At 34.9% G+C, this 22,542-nt stretch carries 20 protein-coding genes and 1 tRNA gene; 16 read left to right on the top strand and 5 right to left on the bottom strand.

Annotation, left to right across the window (positions count from 1 at the left end):
* Positions 1-711, top strand: a complete 711-nt coding sequence (locus tag BLQ00_RS02105) for a LytR/AlgR family response regulator transcription factor (RefSeq protein WP_093139864.1) — start codon at positions 1-3, stop codon at positions 709-711.
* Between the two features lie 246 nt (positions 712-957).
* Positions 958-1,581 carry a glycosyltransferase family protein gene (locus BLQ00_RS02100; RefSeq protein WP_093139861.1) on the top strand — a complete coding sequence of 208 codons (624 nt, stop codon included), beginning with the start codon at positions 958-960 and terminating at the stop codon, positions 1,579-1,581.
* Here the strand turns inward: BLQ00_RS02100 and BLQ00_RS02095 are convergent, their stop codons facing one another.
* Positions 1,582-2,682: a DUF4407 domain-containing protein gene (locus BLQ00_RS02095; protein ID WP_093141860.1), complete on the bottom strand. Its 1,101-nt coding sequence runs from the start codon at positions 2,680-2,682 to the stop codon at positions 1,582-1,584.
* Between the two features lie 393 nt (positions 2,683-3,075).
* Here BLQ00_RS02095 and BLQ00_RS02090 point away from each other — a divergent pair, with 393 nt between their 5' ends.
* Positions 3,076-4,521: a hypothetical protein gene (locus BLQ00_RS02090; protein WP_093139858.1), complete on the top strand. Its 1,446-nt coding sequence runs from the start codon at positions 3,076-3,078 to the stop codon at positions 4,519-4,521.
* A gap of 80 nt (positions 4,522-4,601) precedes the next feature.
* Here the strand turns inward: BLQ00_RS02090 and BLQ00_RS02085 are convergent, their stop codons facing one another.
* Together BLQ00_RS02085 and BLQ00_RS02080 are read right to left on the bottom strand one after the other, a co-directional pair.
* Complete coding sequence (locus tag BLQ00_RS02085) at positions 4,602-6,161, bottom strand: M56 family metallopeptidase (RefSeq protein ID WP_093139855.1); 1,560 nt, start codon at positions 6,159-6,161, stop codon at positions 4,602-4,604.
* Positions 6,162-6,163: 2 nt separating this feature from the next.
* Positions 6,164-6,529: a BlaI/MecI/CopY family transcriptional regulator gene (locus BLQ00_RS02080; protein ID WP_093139853.1), complete on the bottom strand. Its 366-nt coding sequence runs from the start codon at positions 6,527-6,529 to the stop codon at positions 6,164-6,166.
* 169 nt (positions 6,530-6,698) lie between these two features.
* Here BLQ00_RS02080 and BLQ00_RS02075 point away from each other — a divergent pair, with 169 nt between their 5' ends.
* Entirely contained in the window at positions 6,699-7,277 is a 579-nt protein-coding gene (locus BLQ00_RS02075) for a PhnA domain-containing protein (RefSeq protein ID WP_093139850.1), read from the top strand.
* An 85-nt stretch (positions 7,278-7,362) separates the two neighbouring features.
* Here the strand turns inward: BLQ00_RS02075 and BLQ00_RS02070 are convergent, their stop codons facing one another.
* Positions 7,363-8,751: a dipeptidase gene (locus BLQ00_RS02070; protein ID WP_093139848.1), complete on the bottom strand. Its 1,389-nt coding sequence runs from the start codon at positions 8,749-8,751 to the stop codon at positions 7,363-7,365.
* Between the two features lie 74 nt (positions 8,752-8,825).
* Between BLQ00_RS02070 and BLQ00_RS02065 the strand changes: the two genes are divergently transcribed.
* Together BLQ00_RS02065 and BLQ00_RS02060 are read left to right on the top strand one after the other, a co-directional pair.
* A complete protein-coding gene (locus BLQ00_RS02065) occupies positions 8,826-9,344 on the top strand; it encodes a hypothetical protein (protein ID WP_093139845.1) in 519 nt (172 codons plus the stop codon).
* 94 nt (positions 9,345-9,438) lie between these two features.
* Positions 9,439-9,523, top strand: a tRNA-Leu gene (locus tag BLQ00_RS02060).
* 428 nt (positions 9,524-9,951) lie between these two features.
* Here BLQ00_RS02060 and BLQ00_RS02055 read toward each other — a convergent pair.
* Positions 9,952-10,992 (bottom strand): endonuclease/exonuclease/phosphatase family protein, encoded by a 1,041-nt coding sequence (locus BLQ00_RS02055; RefSeq protein WP_093139842.1) that lies wholly within the window; start codon positions 10,990-10,992, stop codon positions 9,952-9,954.
* 155 nt (positions 10,993-11,147) lie between these two features.
* Between BLQ00_RS02055 and BLQ00_RS02050 the strand changes: the two genes are divergently transcribed.
* The 10 genes from BLQ00_RS02050 (at position 11,148) to BLQ00_RS02005 (ending at position 22,285) form a co-directional block, all read left to right on the top strand.
* The gene (locus BLQ00_RS02050; protein ID WP_093141858.1) at positions 11,148-12,617 is read left to right on the top strand and encodes a T9SS type A sorting domain-containing protein; all 1,470 of its coding nucleotides are present in this window, start codon (positions 11,148-11,150) and stop codon (positions 12,615-12,617) included.
* 170 nt (positions 12,618-12,787) lie between these two features.
* Entirely contained in the window at positions 12,788-14,017 is a 1,230-nt protein-coding gene (locus BLQ00_RS02045) for a BaiN/RdsA family NAD(P)/FAD-dependent oxidoreductase (protein ID WP_093139840.1), read from the top strand.
* A 1-nt stretch (position 14,018) separates the two neighbouring features.
* On the top strand, positions 14,019-14,543 hold the full coding sequence (locus BLQ00_RS02040; RefSeq protein WP_093139837.1) for a DUF1697 domain-containing protein: 525 nt from the start codon (positions 14,019-14,021) through the stop codon (positions 14,541-14,543).
* Between the two features lie 224 nt (positions 14,544-14,767).
* A complete protein-coding gene (gene tssD / locus BLQ00_RS02035; protein WP_093139835.1) occupies positions 14,768-16,822 on the top strand; it encodes a type VI secretion system tube protein TssD in 2,055 nt (684 codons plus the stop codon).
* A gap of 77 nt (positions 16,823-16,899) precedes the next feature.
* Positions 16,900-17,454 carry a hypothetical protein gene (locus BLQ00_RS02030; protein ID WP_093139832.1) on the top strand — a complete coding sequence of 185 codons (555 nt, stop codon included), beginning with the start codon at positions 16,900-16,902 and terminating at the stop codon, positions 17,452-17,454.
* A gap of 335 nt (positions 17,455-17,789) precedes the next feature.
* Positions 17,790-18,191: a hypothetical protein gene (locus BLQ00_RS02025; RefSeq protein ID WP_093139830.1), complete on the top strand. Its 402-nt coding sequence runs from the start codon at positions 17,790-17,792 to the stop codon at positions 18,189-18,191.
* A gap of 447 nt (positions 18,192-18,638) precedes the next feature.
* On the top strand, positions 18,639-19,010 hold the full coding sequence (locus tag BLQ00_RS02020; RefSeq protein WP_093139827.1) for a hypothetical protein: 372 nt from the start codon (positions 18,639-18,641) through the stop codon (positions 19,008-19,010).
* A 75-nt stretch (positions 19,011-19,085) separates the two neighbouring features.
* Positions 19,086-20,168 carry a diphosphomevalonate decarboxylase gene (locus BLQ00_RS02015; RefSeq protein WP_093139825.1) on the top strand — a complete coding sequence of 361 codons (1,083 nt, stop codon included), beginning with the start codon at positions 19,086-19,088 and terminating at the stop codon, positions 20,166-20,168.
* 244 nt (positions 20,169-20,412) lie between these two features.
* On the top strand, positions 20,413-21,354 hold the full coding sequence (locus BLQ00_RS02010) for a mevalonate kinase family protein (RefSeq protein ID WP_093139822.1): 942 nt from the start codon (positions 20,413-20,415) through the stop codon (positions 21,352-21,354).
* 25 nt (positions 21,355-21,379) lie between these two features.
* Entirely contained in the window at positions 21,380-22,285 is a 906-nt protein-coding gene (locus BLQ00_RS02005; protein WP_093139819.1) for a geranylgeranylglycerol-phosphate geranylgeranyltransferase, read from the top strand.
* The last annotated feature ends 257 nt before the right edge of the window (positions 22,286-22,542 follow it).

The following is a 22,542-nucleotide window of genomic DNA, read 5'->3' as shown; positions in this document are numbered from 1 at the left end:
ATGAATTGTATTATTGTAGATGACGAAGAAACAGCTAGAATTATTCTAGAACAGCTTTGTTCTAAAAGCCCTAATCTCGTAGTTCAAGGAAGTTTCTCGAATGCAATGAGTGCGATGAAATATTTAAATCAAAATAAAGTTGATTTGATATTTTTAGACATTAACATGCCCGATTTTACAGGCTTCGATTTTATTCAAACACTAAAAGTTCTTCCAAGAATAATTATTACAACATCACATAAAGACTATGCAATTGAAGCTTTTGAATACAATTGTATTGTAGATTATTTGGTAAAACCTATCAAGCTTCCCAGATTTATAAAAGCAGTAGAAAAAGCGGAAGCATTTAAGCTTGAGGCTCCTGCTCAAAGCACTGTAAAAAGCGATACGGAGACTACAGGAAGTGAATTATTTGTAAACATAGACAGACGGCTTATTAAAATTGATATGCCTTCAATAACAGTTATTGAAGCTAAAGGAGATTATATTACAGTAAGAACTGTCGATAAAAATTATACAGTACATTCAACCCTAAAAAAAATAGAGGAGAAATTACCAACAGAAACCTTTCTGAAAGTTCATAGATCTTACATAATTAATACTCATAAAATTGTTGATATAGAAGATAATAGTGTGTTAATTGGCAAAAGTGTTATTCCTGTAAGTCGTTCTAAACGCCCGGAATTAATGCGTAGGTTAAATCTCCTGTAATCAATTAATAAGTGTCGCTTATCTTCGGTTTTCGATAACTAATTTGCATCAATATTATAAGTGCTAGATGTTGCAGGTTCTATTTCTGAAACTCCTTCAAAGGGGGTAAAAACAATCCTTTCTTTAATTAAACCATTATTTTTTTCCATTCGACTACAGATATTTTCTGCTTGTCGATATTATCTACATTCCTTTTTAGTTGTTCATTAAGTTTGTAGTGATTGAATTTTGATTTTTTTATGTTATATGAAAACAGGAATTGTAATTTATTGTAGTAAAAATGATGATAGGATTGACTTCAATAAGATGGAAAAGGTGTTGTGTGGAGCTAGCAACTACAATTTGTGCTTTGTTTTAAACCGTTTTTCAAAAGAAAGAATGGCCGAATTGAAAACACTAAAAAATAAATTCCCTGAAAATGTTCATGTAATAAAAACCAATGCTTTAAAAAGTAAATCTTGGGCAACTCGTAAAGGAGTCCGTTATTTTTATAGCCGAGAAGATATTGCTTACATTGGACTTCTTGGAGAAGATCAATCACTGGATATAAAAGATTTTAATCTATTAAAAAAGTTAATTCAAAATAATAGCACTATTTCATTAGCGCTGTATTCTCGTATAAAGCCTTTGAGCAAATCATCAAGGGTTATAGATAGATTGAAAGAAGAATTTAATCTAAGAATATTAAAAATTAGAACTGGGGTTTCTTTAGGCACTTTAGGAGGTAAGAAACTTTTCACTAAAAGTATCGCTCCTATTATATTTGATAAAAATACAATAGAATACCAATCCAATGATTTGGAGATTTTTCTAAATTTAAAATATTATCTAGGTAGAAAAAACCTAAAATATCATTATTATGTTTTGTAATTATAAAATAGTTTTTTGCTTTTTGTAAAAAGCATCTGCTTGTAATTGCATTAACTCCCTCGCTTTTTTACGTTTGTAATCATACAATTCTTGTTCTTCAGCAATATCTGCGTACACTCTGTTATTAATATCTCGATCTGTAGTTTTTAAAATATCACGTTGTGCTTTTTGTTGTGCTACCCATGATTTTACAGCGCTTTCTTGTTCTTCTAATTTTAAGTCATACACCCCTTTTGGAGCTAATAGTTTGGCTAAAATAGGAGAGGTTTCAATAGCTAAAAATAACATGAATATAAAAAACGAAGGCAACCAAGGCAATTCATTGAGTGCATTTACTCGGGCCATTAAACCGTCGAAGCCATCAATGATAGGTTGTGTTTCGGTAATTTTAGTTTGGTAGTTGGCAGCAAGTGCTTCCAGTTTTTCTTCGGAAGCTTTTATTTTTTCAGTATTTTCTTTTCGTAGATTTTCTAAGGCAAGTAATTCTGCGTCGTGTTTTTCTCTTTTCTCTTTATAAACAGGGCCTTTTCCTAAACGTTCTGTGCCAGCGCGTCCTTCTGCTTCAGAAATATAAGTTTCATAAAGTGTGTTTACTTCAGCTTCCTTGGTTGTAATTTCTTTTTTTAACGCTTCTATTTCCGAAGTTAAAGCAATATTTTCTGGAGTAAATTGTAATGCAAGTTGGTCTTTGTTCGCAAGGGTTAGGTCGTTTTTCTGCTCTAACAATACCTGATTTATCTCCTTTTCGAAAATTTTCATTTCTAATGGTTTTGCAATTACAATTGCAATTATAATCGCTAGAAGAATACGGGGTGATGCTTGAAGTAGTTCGTCAAAAAAATGATCTCTCTTCTTTATGGTAGAAACAATAAATCGATCTAAATTGAAAATAAGAAGTCCCCAAATCATTCCGAAGAAAATAGCGGTAAAATAGGTGTCAAAAACAGTATAAAGTGCATAAGCAGCTGCAATAGTGGCCATTACTGCGGTAAAGAAAACGGTTGCTCCTATACCTGCAAATTTAGTTTGTTCTCCAGCAGAGCATTCTTCTAATATGTCTGTATCTGCTCCTGAGCAAAATATGAAAAAACGTTGTAGCAATTTGTTGATATTTAATGGGTTTGAAATACTATAACGTTGCATTTCTACTATATGTTGTGGTTGCATTTCATTTAAACAGATATTGACTGAGGAGCTCTTCTATCACAAAAGAAGGAGGATGAAATACACTTCAACCTTCTTTTAGTGTATTTCGTCGATATGAATTATACTGCTGTCGAAATTTTGAAAAAAGAGGTGTGTTATCAATCTATCTTTGTTTAGTAGTAAAGTAACTTATTACTATATTAAGATTATTATTTAGTTGAGGAGCAGCACCAGTATCTTATGTCCTTGAGTGTTAATATTGAGGCCTGCAGGTAGTTATGATTTGGAAATTTTAAGGTGAAATGCTCCTCAGCAAAATAGAAACTACCTAACTAAATAACCTACCCCATGAAAATTTATAAATTCCCATTACTTTTAATAGTTTTATTTTTTTCAATCCACATCAATGCACAAGTTGGGATAGGGACAACCGATCCAGATTCGTCTTCCATTTTAGATATGTCGTCCACCACCCAAGGAGTTTTAACTCCTAGAATGACTACAACGCAGCGAAATGATATTTCAAGCCCTGCCGACGGACTAATGGTTTTTGATATTGATGAAGATGCCTTTTATTTCTTTAATAATGGAGCTTGGTTTGCTTTAGAAGGGGCCAAAAAAAGAACAAATTATAAATTGGTGCAAAGTGTGGCAGATTTAGCTGATGAGTTAGCAGTTGGAGGGACCACAAAATATGTATTAAACGAAGATTATCTTTATGAAATAAATGGGGTTATTCTTTTTGATCACCCTATCGATTTGAATGGCGCATACATTCGTGGTCAAGATACTGGAGGAGATGTTATTGTAAATAACTCAGGAAGCACCCTATTTAGCGGGTCTAAAGGAGGACATATTAGAGATGTGTTAATTAATGGTAATGGTGCTCAGGTATTTAACATAACTGCGTCAACAGCTGATAATCTTGTTATGTATAGTGTTATAACTATGGATGCTTCATCTATAGGTACACTTAGTGGCTTTGGTCTTGTTTTTATAGATGTAGCTCAGTTTCTAAATAACGATGATGGTCTTGCCGTTTCAAATATTAATTCATTTTTTGCTCAAACTATATTTTGGCCTGATACGAATGAAGGCACTTTTTTGACGTTTTCAGGTACTTTTGATAATTTGCAAATTGCCAATGGAAGAATAGTGGTAGATGCCACTGAAACAGGTATTGATGTAAGTGCAAATCCCACAATTACCAATGCAGCTTCCTTAACAGGAGTTAGTTTTGTAGGAGCTGGAACCTTTGTGGACGGGTATTCATCAGGAGGATATCCTGGATATAATTTTGGAAAGGATTGGGATGTAGATTGTCAAGGTATATTAGTAGAAAAAGATGGAGTGGCGACGGGAGATATTAACTTAGATGCTGCCGTTGGTGTTGGAGAAACAACAAGTTTTGCAAATAATTCTACACCAGTTAAAATCTCGGGCGGAACTTCAAATAACAACTTGTTTAGATTTAAAAGCTCTGGTGATAACAGAATTATCTACGACGGAAAAAACACACGCTACTTTAATGTGTCTTCAACCATATCATGTCAGTCATCAGGTTCAGGAATTTATATTTTTTACATCGCTAAAGGAAATAGCGGTTCTGCAACGGCTTCTATCATTTCTGAAACAAAAGTGTATCGTCGTTTCGATACAGGTTCAGATATTGGAGCAGTTACTACGATGGGAGCAGTACAATTAGCACCCGGTGACTTTATAGAAGTTTGGGCACAACGCTATAGTGGGAGTTCAAATTTATTAACAGTTTCGTTAAATTTAGTAGCAAACTAAAAAAACGAGTTGAAACAATATTTAAAATGCCTCGAATTTTCGAGGCATTTTTTTGTGCGTACTATTTCCAGTACGTTTTGCTAACATCCAATAAATATTACAATCGGATTTTTAGAATTCTCATTTTTCACTTCAAACTGAAAACTGTTGTTTTCTCTAATAACCTCAATGGCTTTTTCTGTTGTAATTAGTTCGTTTCCGATATAAAACGTAGCTCCTTTTTTTGCCATTTGAATAATATATCCAGCAGGATCTGGCGCAGGAAAAGCACCTGGAGGTGGCGGCGGAAAAGTAGGGTACGGCAATGCTTTTTGTTGCTGTGAAACAGTCATTTTACTATAAATTAAATTTAAAGTATTTACCTCCTCTTTTTGTACCGCCATTCTGTTTTGAGTTGCGAACTTGTATTTATTTGCAAGACGATTGTAAATTTCGATCTCTGCGTCAGTTGCTTTTTGAAGCCCAGAAGTTTTTGGAGCTGGTGGAGGCGGCGGAATGTTTTTATCGGTATCATTCACCCCTTTTTTTACCACAGGAGCATCTGGAGCAGGAGGAAGTGGTGCAAATCTAGGGAAAGCTACTGCACTTTTTCGTTGTGCTGTCGTCATTAGGTTGTAAATAACATGCAACCGATTCATGTCTTTTTTCTTTACCACCATGTTTTCTAGATCCATTGCGTTGTATTTACGTGCCAATTTATTGTATTCAGCGAGTTGCTTCGGACTTGCTTTTTCTGGGGTATTTGGGGAGCTTATTTGTTCTGAATGGGTAGTTGTTGTCTTTTTCTGAATTGTTTCTTTCGTACTAAATCCGAAGACTAGTAACGCTACCAAAGGAAGCAGGAAGAAGGCTCGAATTAAGGCTTGACGTTTGGAAGTTTTTGTTTTCATAACTGTAAATCGTTTTTTGATGGATGAATAATTAATTGAATTTGCCAATAAAGGCGTCACATTTGATGAGAATGCTAGAAGTAAATTTTGATACGTATTGGGCTTTATTCCTTTCTGAATAACTGCTTGGTCTGCTAAGAATTCGTGGTTTAATTTAATGGCGTGTTTTAGAAAATAGACCAATGGATTGAACCAGAAAACAATTTGAATAAGTTCAATACATAAGATGTCGATACTGTGTTTTTGAAGCGCGTGTGTTTGTTCGTGAAGAAGTACTTCGGAAGGGATAGTGTGTGCTTCAAATTGACGTTTATTCAGGAAAATGTAGCTAAAAAAGGTATGAGGTGTTATTTCTTTCTGAAGCAATACAGTCGTGATGTTGTTTTGTTTAACCTTCGGATTATTTCTGATTTTTAGCACCAGATCCTTCAGATTTCTGAAGAATCGGATACTGAAGAACAAAACTCCAATACCGTATAACGTCCATAAAATAGCAGGAAGATAGTGAGTAGTTTCCTTACTTTCCGAAGAGATGACAATTACACTGTCAGAGATAACACTAGGCATACTGGCTGTTAGTGCGGGAACATAAGTTGTAAAAGTAATCCACGGAATTATAACAGAAATAAGTATTGATCCTAATAAATAAAAGCGTTTAAATCGATGCATGGTTTCGTTTTCTAACACCAATTTGTAGAATAGGAAAAGAATAAGTAAGCAAGCCGTCGATTTAATTAAATACGCTTCCATAATTATTTCTTTTTAAGTTCTGAGTCTATAATAGTTCTCAATTCTTGTAGCTCTTTTTTAGAAAGATTGGTTTCTTCGGTAAAAAAAGAAGCAAATTGGGAGGCGCTATCGTTGAAAAAGTTTTTGATTAGCTTATTTACATGTTTTGAGAAATAATCTTTCTTCTTCACTAATGGGAAATATTCGCGAGAACGCCCATACTGTATGTAATCTACAAAATTTTTATCCTGCATTCTTTTTAGTAAGGTTGCAACAGTTGTTGTGGCTGGTTTTGGAGCCTCATGTGCGTCGATTAAGTCTTTCATAAAAGCGCGTTCCTTTTTCCATAGAATTTGCATTAATTGTTCTTCGGCGTTTGTGAGTTGCATGTTTTTCTACAATGTTAGAGTGTGTTCTACAAACATAGAATAAATATTTATATTCTACAAATGTAGAGTATTAATTCTTTGTTCTAATCAATTTGCTTTTCTTCTAGTGGTATTTCCGAAGCGCTTATTTCATAGATTATTCTATCTTTGCAAAATTAAAACCAACTACATGAGCTTAGAAAGACGCCTAAAACAAAGAAGTGATTCTAAATGTGAATTTTGTGCTTCTCCCGAAAAATTATCAGTTTACGAAGTGCCTAAATCACCAAAAGGAGATTTAGAGGGTGCTATTTTACTATGTGGAACGTGTTTAGGGCAAATTGAAAATCCTGAGACTGTAGATCCAAATCACTGGCGTTGTTTAAACGACAGTATGTGGAGTCCAGAATTGCCTGTGCAAGTTATGGCGTGGCGTATGTTACAGCGTTTAAAAGCGGAAGGTTGGCCACAAGGGCTAATAGATATGATGTATTTTGAAGAAGATGTGCAAGAATGGGCTGAGGCTGAAGGGGATGGCGTAGATCAAAGTGATGCGTTAGTACATAGAGACAGTAATGGTGTAATTCTTCAAGCTGGCGATAGTGTGGTTTTAATTAAAGACTTGAAAGTAAAAGGGTCTAGTATGGTGGCGAAACAAGGGACAGCTGTTCGTAGAATTTCGTTAGATCATGAAAATGAAACTTATATTGAAGGGAAGGTTGATGGACAACAAATTGTCATCATTACTGAATACGTAAAGAAATTATAAGAAGTACATTTTAAATAAAACTATTAAAAAAGGTCTGAACTACAGCAATGTACTTCAGACCTTTTTTGATGTATAAATCGTACGGTTACTTACTCATTTCAGTAAAATAATGGTAAAACTGCGGAATGGTTTCAATTCCTTTTAAGTAATTCCATACTCCAAAATGCTCGTTAGGTGAGTGAATTGCATCACTATCCAAACCAAAGCCCATTAAAATTGTTTTACTTTTTAGTTCTTTTTCAAACAAAGCAACAATTGGAATACTACCCCCGCTTCGTTGTGGAATCGGTGTTTTTCCGAAGGTCGCTTCATACGCCTTTTCAGCAGCTTTGTATCCTAAACTATCTATTGGAGTAACGTATGCTTGTCCGCCGTGATGTGGATTCACTTTTACACGAACTCCAGCAGGAGCAATACTTTCAAAATGCTTTACAAACAGATCGGTAATGGTTTCCCAATTTTGATCGGGTACCAAACGCATGCTTATTTTCGCAAAAGCCTTACTTGCGATTACTGTTTTAGCGCCTTCGCCAATGTAGCCGCCCCAAATTCCGTTTACGTCAAGCGTTGGTCTAATCGAGTTGCGTTCGTTGGTAGTGTATCCAGCTTCACCATACGTATCGTCAATATCAATAGATTTTAAGTAAGCTTCTTTACTGAAAGGTGCTTCTCCCATTTTTGCTCTTTCTTCTGCTGAAAGTTCTTCAACAGCATCATAAAAACCAGGAATGGTAATGTGATTGTCTTCATCGTGAAGTGAAGCAATCATTTTAGTAAGCACATTGATTGGGTTTGCTACAGCGCCTCCGTATAAACCACTGTGTAAATCGCGATTTGGTCCTGTTACTTCAACTTCAACATAGCTCAATCCTCTTAATCCCGTAGTAATTGAAGGTACATCGGGAGCAATCATTCCCGTATCACTAATTAGGATGACATCATTGGCAAGTTTTTCTCTGTTTCTTTCTACAAACCATCCCAAACTTTTACTTCCAACTTCTTCTTCACCTTCAATCATGAATTTCACATTGCACGGTAATTGTCCTGTTGAGGTCATGTATTCCAATGCTTTTACATGCATGTACATTTGTCCTTTATCGTCACAACTTCCACGGGCAAAAATAGCGCCTTCTGGATGTAGTTCTGTTTTTTTAATGACAGGTTCAAATGGCGGACTGTTCCATAAATCTAATGGATCTGGTGGTTGTACATCGTAATGTCCGTACACCAATATCGTAGGAAGTTTTTTATCTATAATTTTTTCTCCATATACAATAGGATAACCTGGTGTTTCGCAGATTTCTACAGCATCACATCCAGCTTTTTCAAGACTTGCTTTTACCGTTTCAGCAGTAGCAATTACATCCTTTTTGTATGCCGAATCGGCACTAATAGAAGGTATTTTTAATAAATCAATTAGTTCATTTAAGAACCGGTCTTTGTGTTCTTCAATATAAGGTTTTGCACTTTTCATAGAATCGTAATAATTTTGCTTAAAAGTACTAAAAATGAAGTAATTTAGAGGGGTAATCGACGTTGTTTCTATGAATGAACAACTACTTTTTAGAATGGAACGATATGCCTTCAGAAGCTATACTAATTAAAAACATCCTTGAATTCTTAGATTCTATTTCGATTCGATATGCTTTCCGAAGTATTGAGATTGAAACATTTTTACCAGGACTTACTATTGAAAACGGATTGTTAGTTATAGATACCGACAAACTTGAAAATCCAGGAGATATTTTACACGAAGCAGGGCATATTGCAGTTACACTTCCGGAGGAAAGAACACAATTGAATGCGAATGTTGCGGAGGGGAACAAACAAAAAGAAGGGGATGAATTGGCTGTTTTGTTATGGTCGTATGCTGCTGCACAACAAATAGGATTGCCTAATAAGGTCGTTTTCCATGAAAATGGATACAAAGGAGACTCTACTTGGTTGATAGATCAATTTGAATCTAAAAATTATATTGGTTTGCCGTTATTGAAATGGATGGGACTTGCCTACTCAGAAGAGGGTGAAGCGTCGTTCCCTAAAATGAAAATGTGGGTGCGAACATAAATTTTATAAAAAATATAAAATAAGTTGTTTGTGGTATAAAAGGTTTATTTATATTTGCACTCCTTTTACAGATTATATCTTGTAAAAAACTACCGCGGGCGTGATGGAATTGGTAGACATGCTAGACTTAGGATCTAGTGCTTCACGGCGTGGGAGTTCGAGTCTCCCCGCCCGCACCAGCAGAAAGCTTCTCTTAATCGAGAGGCTTTTTTTATGCAGTATTTTGATGAAAACTTGGGGAGGCGAGAAGTTTATGCCGCACTTGTTGCGGTAAGTCTCCCCGCCCGCACCAGCAGAAAGCTTCTCTTAATCGAGAGGCTTTTTTTATGCAGTATTTTGATGAAAACTTGGGGAGGCGAGAAGTTTATGCCGCACTTGTTGCGGTAAGTCTCCCCGCCCGCACCAGCAGAAAGCTTCTCTTAATCGAGAGGCTTTTTTTATGCAGTATTTTGATAAAAACTTGGGGAGGCGAGAAGTTTATGCCGCACTTGTTGCGGTAAGTCTCCCCGCCCGCACCAGCAGAAAGCTTCTCTTAATCGAGAGGCTTTTTTTATGTCATTATATTAATATGTATTTGTGTTAAATAGTAAGCAGTTTGTTTCAGTGCTTACGAAATACCATTTTTAATTAATGTGTCAACATCACCTTTTTCTTCGGAAGTGATGCTACCCGAAGTTGTTGTTGATTTATTTCTTCGGTGGTGAATCTCGTAATACATTCCAAAGTGATCGCTGTCAAAATTCCGCGAACGCATCATTTCCTTAACATAGAGGTCTTTGGTATGAAATAAATGGTCTAATGGAAAGCGCATGAATCGGTATCCTGCGTGATAGGTAGGGAAAAATCCACGACCAATTCTCGGATCGATCATGTTGGTCATTTTTTTAAAAAGGCGTGTGGTACGCGACCAAACCACATCGTTCATATCGCCACATACAACGGTAGGCATGTCTAGTTCACGAATCATTTTGCCAGTGAGCATTAACTCTGCGTCTCGTTCCTTTGAAGTTTCGTTTTCTGTCGGACTAGGAGGTGCGGGGTGTAAACAAGCGAAAAATACATTTGTGTTCGGTTCGATTTCATATTCGAAAAAAATAGAAGGGACATCATCTTCAATTTGAAATTTAGATGTAACGTTGTGAAGCTTCTGTTTGGAATACAATAACATTCCGTAGAAATTCTCTAAAGGTACTTTTTCTGAATAGGGATACGTCGATTCTATCTCTTTTAAGGCAGTTTCCCAATCTTTATTAGCCTCCATTGTCAATACAATGTCTGGATCAAATTCATTAATGATATCAATTAATTTTCCGTAGCTCGAGTTGGTTTGCAATACGTTGGCCGCAAAAATTGAAAACATTCCGCCGCTTGGAAAATTGGGTTTTTTTCGAGGATAAAGAGAACTGTATCGAAACACTTTTAAGGTTTGATATACAATCGCAACAAACAAACCACAAAGTAAAATCCAATGCAAACTGCTTAAAGAGGTATCGAGCGTAAGTAATAAAAAACAGCAAATGATTTCAATGGCAATGGATTGTAAACGAACAAAATCGGCAGTCCTAAAAAACCAATGAGGATGCCCTGTTGCAGGCAAAAATGGGGTAATTATAAAGACGATGCTTACAATGTACAACAGTATTATCATACTATAAAATTAGTACATTTTTAAACACCGTTGAATGTTGTCGCGGCATAATTTGATTTTTTGGGTTAACTTTAATAAGTACGCCTTCTTTTAATTGATTGGTTCTTTTTTTGATTTTCAACTTCTTTGTATTTTTAACCTTTAAAAAAACAAAAATGAAAAGAACTACCTTATTTACTTATTGCTTACTACTTGTTACCTCTTTTGTGTGGGCGCAAACTTATACTACACCTAATACTGGAGTAACTTGGACCTTAGACGACATAGCTACTAATAGTCCTTCAACTATAACGGTTTCTGGAAATAATTATACGCTCTTAGAAAACCTAGAAATTGCAGAAAATGACACGGTAGAATTTACCACAGATCTTACGCTTTCTATAGAAGCTGATTTACGGGTCACTGTTTTTGGTGCGTTTACAGTAGTTTCAGATGATGTGCTTATTACAGCTGTTGATGAGGCGGCTCCGTATGATGGATTCCGTTTTGAAGAGTTTTCAGTAATTAATATTCAGAATGCAACCATCCAATATGGAGGCGGACTTCGTGTATTGACCGAGACATTCACTCTAAATAACTGCACGCTAACTAATAATGTTTCAGGAGTATCTACAGGTGCTGTGGTTTCATTGTCTAGAGGGATGCCAGAAATTACAAACAATACTTTTACGTTTAACGAACTTCCAGCGGTAAGTTCGGGAGCAAATTCAGATGTTTCCCCTTTAATTGCGAATAATTATATGGAAGGAAACAACCAATCAAACTCTAACAGACCTCAAATTAATATGGGGTCTACCATGACAACGACGCCGCTTCGTATTATTGAGAACACAATTATTGGAGATCCTTTATTAACACAAGTTGGAGGTATTGCAGTTGCAAATCTTATTGGTGGTGCTATCAATGCTGAAATAGATGGAAATATTATTCAAGGAAATAGATACGGAATGACTATCGTCGGACCTTCATTTGCGTATGTGAGAGACAATATAATTGAAGATAATAACACTCAAGGAAATCCTGGTATAGGAGGAAGTGGAATTTCATTAAACTCGTCAGGTGGCGGAATGGAAGTAATTGCTTCTGGAAATGAAATTAGAAGAAACCTTTGGGGAATTACGGTAATTGGACAAGCAAGCGTTAATTTAGGAGACGATGTTGATAATGAAGGGTTAAATGTTTTTTCTGAAAATGGAAACAACGGAGAAGTATACGCGCTTTATAACAATACACCTAACGTACTTCAAGCAAAGCACAACTGCTGGATTGAAGGTCAGATAAACACCTTAGCAGATGCTGAATCTGTGATTTTTCATCAAGTAGACGATGCTTCTTTAGGAGAAGTTATTTTTGATCCTGTTAGCTGTGGTCCAGTTGCCGCTACAGACGAATTTTTGGCGGAAACATTCAGTTTTTATCCAAATCCAGTAAAGGAAACGCTTCATTTTAACAACACACTTTCTTTCGAAACAGTGTCTATTTACACTATTGAAGGACGATTAATAAACACCACAACACTCTCTGAAGGGGAAAATACACTACGTATTGAGTATCCAGCAGGAGTGTACCTTGCAACATTTAGTAATGATGCTCAAAAGGTAACACGTAAGCTTATCGTAGAATAAGTTGTACTTACCATAGAATATCAACAAGGGTGCTTAAAAATTTATTTTTTAAGCACCCTTGTTATTTAGAATAGTTAACGAACAACGAAAATTATGGTTGAAAACTCTGGTGTTGTTCAATTCTACTCAAAACCACTCCTTGCTAGCGGAATAATCATTAATTTTGAAGCGTGTTTACAAACTATGATATCGTAATTATTGGTGGTGGTGCCGCTGGTTTTTTTACAGCTATTAATGCTGCTGAAAATAACAAATCCCTTAAAATTGCAATTTTAGAGCGAGGGAAAGAAGTGCTTACCAAAGTAAAAATTTCTGGAGGCGGAAGGTGCAATGTCACACATGCCGAATTTATACCCAAAGAGCTTGTTGGAAATTATCCAAGAGGCGAAAAAGAACTCTTGGGGCCTTTTCATAAATTTATGACAGGCGATACCATCGATTGGTTTGAAAAACGCGGTGTGACTCTTAAAATAGAAGAAGACGGTAGGATGTTTCCCGTTACCGATTCGTCACAAACCATTATCGATTGTTTTATGTCTGAAACCAAACGATTGGGGATTGATGTACGTAAAAACCATTCGGTAAAAGAACTTTCAAAACACGAAAATAGTTGGTTGATCACTACTTCTGAAGGTGATTTTTTAGCTGAAAAAGTAGTCGTCGCTACCGGAAGCAATCCTAAAATATGGAAACTACTAGCACAATTAGGGCATTCGATTGAAGCGCCAGTTCCGTCGTTGTTTACCTTCAATATAAAGGACGCACGCATTCTCGATTTACCAGGCGTTGCAACGCAGGCTTCAGTCTCTGTGCTTGATGCTAAAGGAAAAATTGTATTAGAAAGTGAAGGTCCGTTGCTTATTACACATTGGGGAATGAGCGGTCCCGCAATTTTAAAACTATCAGCTTGGGGCGCACGACTTTTAGAGGCGACTCAATACAAATTTAAGATTCAAGTAAATTGGTTGTACGATGCTTCCGAAGAGAACATTGTAGAAGCCTTAAAAACGCTGAAACTCGAAAATGCTAAACAAACGGTTGCCAAGTATACGCAATTTGAATTGCCAAAACGATTGTGGCAAAGTTTGCTAAAAGCATCCAATATTTCAGAAGCAGAGAAGTGGGCAGATACGACCCATGTGCAGCTTACAGCACTTGCCGAACAACTTACAAAAGGAACCTATGCGGTAAACGGAAAGAGCACTTTTAAAGAAGAATTTGTGACTGCAGGCGGTGTTCAGTTGAAAGAAGTAGATTTTAAAACCTTCGAAAGTAGAATTCAGAAAAACATATTTTTTGCTGGCGAAGTGCTTAATATCGATGCAATAACAGGCGGGTTTAATTTCCAGAACGCATGGACAGGCGGGTATTTGGCGGCGCAAGCACTTACAAAAACTTAATATGAAAACCTATATCGCATTGCTTCGCGGAATTAATGTTGGCGGTCGGAAAAAGATTTTGATGGCCGATTTAAAAGTACTGTTCGAATCGCTCGGTTTCACAGAAGTGCGGACGTATATTCAGAGTGGAAATGTGATTTTTTCGGCTTCGGAAAGTGACGTGCATGCTTTAGCTATTTCGGAAGCAATTGAAAAGAAGTATGAGTTTAAAGTGCCTGTTTTGGTGAAAACAGCTTCAGAAGTGGAAGAAATTCTTTCAAACTGCCCATTTTCAGAAGAAAAAATGCTGAAAAGCTACTTTGTGCTTCTTTTTGAAGCTCCTTCCGAAGAAATAAAAAAAGCCATAAATCCAGAAATATTTCCTTCCGAAGAATTTATAATAACGGATGCCTGTGTGTATTTATACGTTTCAGCAGGAATGGGAAAAGCAAAATGCACCAACAATTTTTTTGAACGAAAGTTGAACGTAAATGCCACGGCTCGAAATTACCGAACAATGGTAAAAATCATATCGTTGTCCCGTTAAAGTTGTCTCTTAATTGTGTTTCTGTGTAAAAACATACGTACAAAATTTATGAAATTTTACACGTAGAACATAAACATAAATTTATACTTTCGTAAGAGTGCTTCCCCATATCTATCTTATTAGGTGCTGTCCATTCCTAAAAGAGCGGAATAGTTATGTTTTAATAAAAAAACGGATAGTTAATCTATATATGATGAACTAAAATACGAAACAAGAAAAAACGGATGAGTATAATTGCAAAGCTGGCGTACGAGGATTTAAGTATTAATATTTTACGGTTTGATTATTCTTTTACTCAAGAGACTGATGTTAATAGAAAACCTTCAGCAAAACCAATAGGTGGAATTTGGAAAATTGCCTTTGAAACTAGAAAAGAAGATCCGTTTTTTGAGCATATGGTTTATGGGAATATGATAAAATCCTTAGAGATAATCATTAAGCCTTCCATTTTAGACGGAAAAAACAGGGTTATCGAACTGCTCGACATTCATGTACTTACCTGTGAGGATAATTTTAACGGAATTGACAGTCAGCCCATGACTACTTACATTGAGCTTTCTCCTGCTTCCATGATACAAGATGGGCAAACTATTTTTGCAAAAGAATGGAAGATTACAGATCCTGATGCAGTCGCTGTAGCGCCAACAGTAATAACAAAACCTACGCCTGTAATAACAACTATAAACTGGATACACCCAGAGACGAAGGAAGTTTTAGAAGAAACAACCTATACAGAAAATGTTGCTTTACAAGTGCAAATAGAAAACCAAGAAGGTAATTCTGTTACAATAACAATTACAAAAGAAGACGGTACCGAGTTCGAGAACGGACAAAAAGAGCTCACTTTTGAAGAGAGTGTCACCGAAGATGGCGCTGTTGAGTTAACCGCTTTAGAAATTAAAGAGCAGTGGGAGGAGTTTAAAACTGCCGATATTGACAAACTTGTTGCCAAAGTAGCGCATTCTGAAGTTAGTAAAAAGAGTAAGGCATTAGAGGTTGTGCCTCCGCCTAAAGTGTTGGTTAGCTTTAGGCCTAACGATGCTTGGGATGGAAGTTTTGGTTTTGACTGGATAAGAGAAGACGATACAAGCTTATTTAATGACAATAAATTTGAAGATATTGTAAGCAAACAATATACAGACAGTACTTTTAAAATATTAGAAAAAGGGCAAAATAGTTATAAAGGACATTTTAAAAAGGATGCAACATTATTAAAAAAATTAAAAGAAAAGTATAAGCCTTTTGAAGTAACTTGGAAAAAAGTAAAAGATGACAAAGGTAATCAAGTTAACGACAAACATTTTACAGAATGGTTAAGCTTAAAAAAAGGAGAAAGTGCTAAGATAAAAATTAGGATTGATGTTACAGAAAAGGCTGACTATTTAAAATTTGATGATAATACTAATTTTACATTTACACCCAATAAAATTGATATTTCAAATAAAAAAGGGAAAAAAACATTAAAAGATGATGTTTTAATTGAGTGTAAAAATGAATTTACCAAGGATGAAGAAATTGTAATTAAAGCCTACAAAGAAAAACAACCTACTGGAGTATTGTCTGGTAAGTTAAATGTTTGGAGTAATGCTGCAGCTAATCACAAACAGAAGAAAGTGGTGTTTGTGCAATTAACTACAAAACTTTCTAAAACTTCGAAGCCTAAAAAAAGTGACGCTTCTAATGAGATGGTACGATTAAATAAATATCTTACTCAGGCTTATATAGAATTGCACCCGGACTCAAAAATTGTTGATATAGATCTAACTGCTGATACTGATTTTTCAAGGTTTGTTAAAAATGGTAAAATTTTAAAAAAGAGTGTTTTAGTGCCAGCTAAAGCAGCAATAGCTAAAACAGCAAATTCACCAGCTATCCCTGCCAAAGCAGAAATACCAATTCAGAATTTAGTAGATTATTTAAAACTTAAACTAGATAAAAAATATGCTGCCTTTTTTAAAGCTTTTTATTTTGCTGAAAATGGTATGCCTTCTAGTGGTGTAGGTAATTTAAGTGGGTATTCAGCTGGAGGGGCAGATTATGTGGTAGTATTTGCTTCTGCAAACGATCAAACTGCTGCACACGAGTTTTTACACTCTTTTAATTTACCACACACTTTTACAAATAGTGAGGCAACTTCGAAGGCAGAATTTACCTATGAAGCAAAAAAAACAGACAACCTATTAGATTATTCGCATAATATATCTAGTGATCCTAATAACAATAAACGCTGTAGTTTATACTATTGGCAATGGATAAAAGCAAATAAATCAATAACCTAAAAAATATGAAATATTTAGTCTACATAACAATTGTACTATTTAATCTTAATAGCTGTAAAGCGCAAAAAATAACGAAAATGAATGAAGATATAGATATACCGAAAATCACAAATGAATTTGAAACATTTAATGTAAAGGGTTTTAATAAAGAGCAGGTAAATGGAGAACTTCGTAAGAGTGAAAATGAAATATTCTACATTTATTTAGAATACTCAAAAGGTTTTAGTGAAGCAATTTATCCTAAAAATAGTTACTTTAACTTAACAAAAAACTATTATAAAAATGGAAATATTGAAATAAAAGGAACTTCATTTAATAATGGGTCAGAATATGGGATTTGGTATGAATTCAGTGAAGAAGGCAAGCTTATTAAGGAAATAAACACAGATGATGGTTACAGTTTTGGTTGGAAAGAAATATTAGAATATTGTGATAAAAAGAATATAAAGCTTGAAGAGGGATATCCAAAACAAGGCGGAATAAAAACTGAAATTTATAAAAATGAAGAATCAGGTAGTAAAGTATGGAAAATTACATATTACGATTATGATAAAATGCAATTGATAGAAGTAACATTAGATGGAAAAACAGGTAAAGAGCTTAAAAAAATAGAATTAGAGCTTGAAGACTAAATGAAAGCAGTCATATTCTATATCTTTTTATTGTTTGTGCTTTTAAAGGGAGTTTATTAGACAAGTTTGAAATTGAGTTTATGAAACAGCATCCCAAAGATTTTTATTACAAAACAGAAATATTAAAAGAAGAGGGAAATTATGAGAGCGGTAAAAAAGAAGGAGAATGGTGTACTTATAATAAACAAGGTGAAATTTAACAAACCCTTTATTACAAGGGCGGAACTCTAAAAGAAAAGTAAGTATAATTGACGAAACTATCAATATATAAATTAATACTATTTATCTTCTGCGTACTAATAATTGGTTGTAATGGGCAAAAAAAAGATACTATTTTGACCACAGAAAAATTTGATGTAGAAGCATATAAAATTAGAAAGGAAAAAGATCCATCACGAGGTGGATTCATTATTTTAGAAGATAGTACACAAATCCATCAATTTGGATTAACGAAAAACTCTGGAGCTACAGAAATAATTACACCACCAAAACCAAGCTTTTATAAAATAAGAAAAGGGTATTTTGAATCTACGAATACTTTAGAATATACAGGAAAAGAACTAGGAGGTATGAAAATTGGTATATGGCAATTTTTTGATGATAAAGGAAAATTACACAGAGAAAAAGATAAAGATAAAAAGTTAGATGGACATGACTATCATGAAGTGTTGAAGTTTTTAGAACAAGAAGAGTGGATAGATATTGCTACAGGAAAAGGTAGAGAGCGTTTTCTTTAGATTATGAAAATGATGTCTGGTATATTACCATCATGTCTAGACCTTGGAATGGTAATTTAGATATCTATTATGAAGTAGATGCCAATACACTTAAAATTTTAAAGAAAACAGAAACACAGCTTGGTGAAGAATAATGTCATAAGAATAATTTTTTTAACTCTCATTTCTAGCTTTTAATGAAAAAATAAACTTGTTGGTTTCATTAAAGATTTGGATACGAATACAGTTGAATACGTTTTCACTTCGTCTAAAAACAAGGAATAACATTGTAATGATAATGTGTCTTTATAAAATAGTTTCATTTTAAAAACTTTACTAAAAAACAATACCTATACCCACAAAATGCTGGAACGTATTTTTTTCTTAATTGCAGATCATAAAAAAAGAATTACTTTTAAAGCATAAAATGATAATTTACGATCACAAACAACTTAAACAGAGTTTTCTATGAAAACCTTAAAACCTCATAAAGTAATCTTCTTATTATTTGTTCTACTATCTGTTTTGTCTTGCAAAACGGAGGACGACAAGACGCCCTTGTCAGACAATTTAATTGGCGAATGGCAACGAAGTGATGTTACTACCGAATTTGAGTACAAATTAGTTTTTGATACTGAAAACATGGGATACAGTGCAGTTCGAGAAGGGGATTTAGCAGGGCAATCCACATCAACCGCCTTGGGTTTTGAATGGAATACAGAAGACACTACGCTAATTATGGATTATGGAGATGAAGTGGTAAGGACCAGTTTTTCAATTAATGAAAACGGAGAGCTTCTTTTAAGCGACATAACTAATTTAGTTTTTATCAAACTCTAAATCATAAATTATAAACCAACGTATTTCGCATCCTCTGTGAAATAGGTATATTTGTCTCTCATTCGCGTATTCCTTATGACAGACACTCAGTTTATTCCAAAAAGCTATTCTAAAAACCTAGATAACGGCCAAGTTTCATGGCAATCGCCGAGTAACATTGCTCTGGTAAAATACTGGGGGAAATATGGCGAACAATTGCCTAAAAATGCCTCTATTAGCTTCACATTAAGTAATTGTAATACCAAAACAAGTCTGAGGTTTAAAAAGAAAAGCACTTCGGAAAGTTTTACATTTCAAGTGTTTCTGGACGGGAAACGAGAAGAAAGTTTCGAGCCTAAAATTCAAAAGTTTTTTGAGCGTATTGAAGCCTATATTCCTTTTTTGAAGGCGTATCAATTTACAATAGAAACTTCCAATAGTTTTCCACATAGCAGCGGAATTGCATCTTCAGCTAGCGGAATGAGCGCCTTGGCATTGTGTTTGGTTTCTATGGAGCAACAAATGAGTGCTTCCGAAAACACGAAAGAGTATTACTCTCAAAAAGCATCATTTTTAGCACGTTTGGGGTCTGGAAGTGCATGTAGAAGTATTGAAGGCGATCTAATTGTTTGGGGAAAACATCCCGATATTGAAGGAAGCAGTAACTTATTTGGAGTAAAGTATCCATATACAGTTCATGCAAATTTTAAAAACTACCAAGACACAATTTTACTGGTCGATAAAGGCGAAAAGCAAGTAAGCAGTACCGTTGGACACGATCTAATGCACAACCATCCTTTTGCCGAACAGCGTTTTGAGCAAGCAAATAACAATTTGTCTCAGTTGCTTCCAATTCTAGAAAGCGGAGATCTTTCAGCATTTATAAAAATTGTAGAAAGTGAAGCCTTGTCGTTACACGCTATGATGATGACTTCGATGCCTTACTTTATTCTAATGAAACCAAATACTCTAGAAATCATTAACCGTATTTGGGAATATCGCGCCAAAACCAAAAGCAATATTTGTTTCACTTTAGATGCGGGGGCTAACGTGCACGTTTTGTATCCCGAAACTGAAAAGGAAACCGTTGCTTTATTTATTGAAAAGGAACTTTCTTCATTTTGTAAAAACGGTGAATTCATTAGTGATGTCGCTGGGTTTGGAGCTATTTCGATTTAAGATTACAAAATAGAGTTTTCAGAAGGATCTGTCTTATTTTCAGAAACTAAATTGTATGCTGTAGCATTTCTCAATTAAATCGCTTTTGGTGTAAGTTGCTAACTATGTGACTACTAAATTGTTGTTTCGTCCAAAAAAAGAACAGTTAGACGATATTTATTCCTACGGAAACAGTATCTTTGTCCTATTATTTTCGTTTTTATATTTAAAAAAGCGGTATATTTAAGTTTATTATCTCAAACCTATGCATGGACCCCTGTTTTATTCTAAGATTTTGCTTTTTGGCGAGTACGGTATTATAAAAGATTCTAAAGGATTATCGATTCCGTATAGTTTTTATAAAGGTGCTTTAAAAATTGACAAATTTCATACAGTGGCTACGCATAAGTCTAACGATGCTTTAAGACGCTTCAGTGTTTATTTAGAAAAATTACAGGAGGAGAAACCCAATCTAGTAACATTTAATTTAGAAGATTTTAAAAGTGATGTTGCAAACGGTTTGTATTTCGATTCTAGTATTCCTCAAGGCTATGGCGTTGGGAGTAGTGGTGCTTTAGTAGCTGCTATTTATGATAAATATGCATGTGATAAAATTACAGTTTTAGAAAACTTAACACGCGAAAAATTACTTCAACTGAAAGCTATTTTTGGTGAAATGGAATCTTTTTTCCACGGAACCTCTTCCGGTTTAGACCCTTTAAATAGTTATTTAAGTCTGCCTATTTTAATTAATTCAAAAGATAATATTGAACCTGCAGGAATTCCTTCACAACCAGAAGAGGTTGGAAAAGGGGCTGTGTTTTTACTAGATAGTGGTATCACCGGCGAAACGGCTCCAATGGTTCAAATTTTTATGGAGAATATGAAGCAAGAAGGCTTCAGAAATATGCTGAAAGATCAGTTTGTAAAACATACCGATGCCTGCGTAGATAACTTTTTGCAAGGCGATGTAAAGCTTCTTTTTAGCAATATCAAGCAACTTTCAAAAGTTGTTTTGGAGAACTTTAAACCTATGATTCCAAAAGAGTTTCATACCCTTTGGAAAAAAGGAATCGAAACAAATGCATATTACCTTAAGCTTTGCGGTTCTGGTGGAGGTGGTTATATGTTAGGGTTTACCGAAAACATTGACGACGCCCGCGCCGCTTTAAAAGATTATAAACTCGAAGTGGTTTACAATTTCTAAGCACCATTTCTCAGTCACATAACACATGTTCACTCGAAAGCAAAAACACTTTTTATTAAAGTTTTTCAGTTTGTTTTCTGTGGTACGAGGCTACAATATTTTGGTAATTGTAGTGGCGCAATATTTAACATCCATCTACATTTTAGCGCCTCAACTTCCGGTTAAAAAAGTATTGCTAGACCCTAATTTATTGATGTTAGTTTTGGCTACAGCTTCAGCTATAGCAGGAGGATACATCATTAATAGTTTTTACGATAGCGAAAAGGACTTAATCAATCGGCCCCGAAAAACAATGCTCGATAAACTTGTAAGTCAGCGCACAAAATTAACGAGCTATTTTGTTCTTAATTTCTTGTCCGTCATTTTTGCAAGCTACGTTTCCTTTAGAGCCGTTGTGTTTTTTTCGATTTACATCTTTATGCTTTGGTTTTATTCGCACAAGCTTAAAAAGTATCCTTTTATTGGGAATATTGTAGCGGCTATTTTAGCAATCATTCCGTTTTTCGCGATTTTTATTTACTACCGAAATTTTGCATTGGTCATTTTTGTACATGCCACCTTTTTATTCCTTATCATCTCGATGCGTGAACTTGTGAAGGATTTAGAAAACATAAAAGGAGATCTAGCGCTTAATTACAGAACAATTCCGGTGGTGTATGGTGAAAAGGTATCTAAGTGGATGCTCACTATTTTAAGTCTTCTTACATTGATTCCAATTACCTTGTTATTGACCAAGTTTGAAACAGGGTATATGTATTATTTTTTCTACGGAAGTATCCTAGCATTAATCGTATTTCTCATTATACTTTGGCGTTCTGCTAAAAAGGTACATTATGTGGTTTTACACAATATTTTGAAGCTCATTATTTTGGCAGGGGTTATTAGTATTGTATTGATTGAACTAGAAGTAGTACTTAGTAAGATTCTTTAATTTCCCTAGATTTTTTTGGTTCGTTTTTTCATCAATGGAAAAAATGAACAATTGCACTAATTAGAGCAGCATTAATCTACAACATAATCATACACTTCATTTCTTCGGAAAGATATATTTTTAAAAGACCACTGTTTAAGGTCGTATACATTACATTTTAAAATACTAAAGCACCTTTTTATGGCCTATTGAAAGTTTGTCGTAAAATGTGAAGTGAAGACACCGTGAAATTTTAATCTGTTTGAGCGGGAAAATTA

This window comes from Ulvibacter litoralis (assembly GCF_900102055.1).
GTDB classification, from domain to species: Bacteria; Bacteroidota; Bacteroidia; order Flavobacteriales; family Flavobacteriaceae; genus Ulvibacter; species Ulvibacter litoralis.
Note: the sequence above shows the minus strand (reverse complement) of the source record. Positions and strands in the feature narration are given on the sequence as shown.

What these genes read in the sequence shown, in the direction of transcription:
- BLQ00_RS02105 (WP_093139864.1), top strand. Translation starts at nt 1, where the DNA reads ATGAATTGTATTATTGTAGATGACGAAGAAACAGCTAGAATTATTCTA.
- BLQ00_RS02100 (WP_093139861.1), top strand. Translation starts at nt 958, where the DNA reads ATGAAAACAGGAATTGTAATTTATTGTAGTAAAAATGATGATAGGATT.
- BLQ00_RS02090 (WP_093139858.1), top strand. Translation starts at nt 3,076, where the DNA reads ATGAAAATTTATAAATTCCCATTACTTTTAATAGTTTTATTTTTTTCA.
- BLQ00_RS02085 (WP_093139855.1), bottom strand. Translation starts at nt 6,161, where the DNA reads ATGGAAGCGTATTTAATTAAATCGACGGCTTGCTTACTTATTCTTTTC.
- BLQ00_RS02080 (WP_093139853.1), bottom strand. Translation starts at nt 6,529, where the DNA reads ATGCAACTCACAAACGCCGAAGAACAATTAATGCAAATTCTATGGAAA.
- BLQ00_RS02075 (WP_093139850.1), top strand. Translation starts at nt 6,699, where the DNA reads ATGAGCTTAGAAAGACGCCTAAAACAAAGAAGTGATTCTAAATGTGAA.
- BLQ00_RS02070 (WP_093139848.1), bottom strand. Translation starts at nt 8,751, where the DNA reads ATGAAAAGTGCAAAACCTTATATTGAAGAACACAAAGACCGGTTCTTA.
- BLQ00_RS02065 (WP_093139845.1), top strand. Translation starts at nt 8,826, where the DNA reads ATGAACAACTACTTTTTAGAATGGAACGATATGCCTTCAGAAGCTATA.
- BLQ00_RS02055 (WP_093139842.1), bottom strand. Translation starts at nt 10,992, where the DNA reads ATGATAATACTGTTGTACATTGTAAGCATCGTCTTTATAATTACCCCA.
- BLQ00_RS02050 (WP_093141858.1), top strand. Translation starts at nt 11,148, where the DNA reads ATGAAAAGAACTACCTTATTTACTTATTGCTTACTACTTGTTACCTCT.
- BLQ00_RS02040 (WP_093139837.1), top strand. Translation starts at nt 14,019, where the DNA reads ATGAAAACCTATATCGCATTGCTTCGCGGAATTAATGTTGGCGGTCGG.
- tssD (WP_093139835.1), top strand. Translation starts at nt 14,768, where the DNA reads ATGAGTATAATTGCAAAGCTGGCGTACGAGGATTTAAGTATTAATATT.
- BLQ00_RS02030 (WP_093139832.1), top strand. Translation starts at nt 16,900, where the DNA reads ATGAATGAAGATATAGATATACCGAAAATCACAAATGAATTTGAAACA.
- BLQ00_RS02020 (WP_093139827.1), top strand. Translation starts at nt 18,639, where the DNA reads ATGAAAACCTTAAAACCTCATAAAGTAATCTTCTTATTATTTGTTCTA.
- BLQ00_RS02015 (WP_093139825.1), top strand. Translation starts at nt 19,086, where the DNA reads ATGACAGACACTCAGTTTATTCCAAAAAGCTATTCTAAAAACCTAGAT.
- BLQ00_RS02010 (WP_093139822.1), top strand. Translation starts at nt 20,413, where the DNA reads ATGCATGGACCCCTGTTTTATTCTAAGATTTTGCTTTTTGGCGAGTAC.
- BLQ00_RS02005 (WP_093139819.1), top strand. Translation starts at nt 21,380, where the DNA reads ATGTTCACTCGAAAGCAAAAACACTTTTTATTAAAGTTTTTCAGTTTG.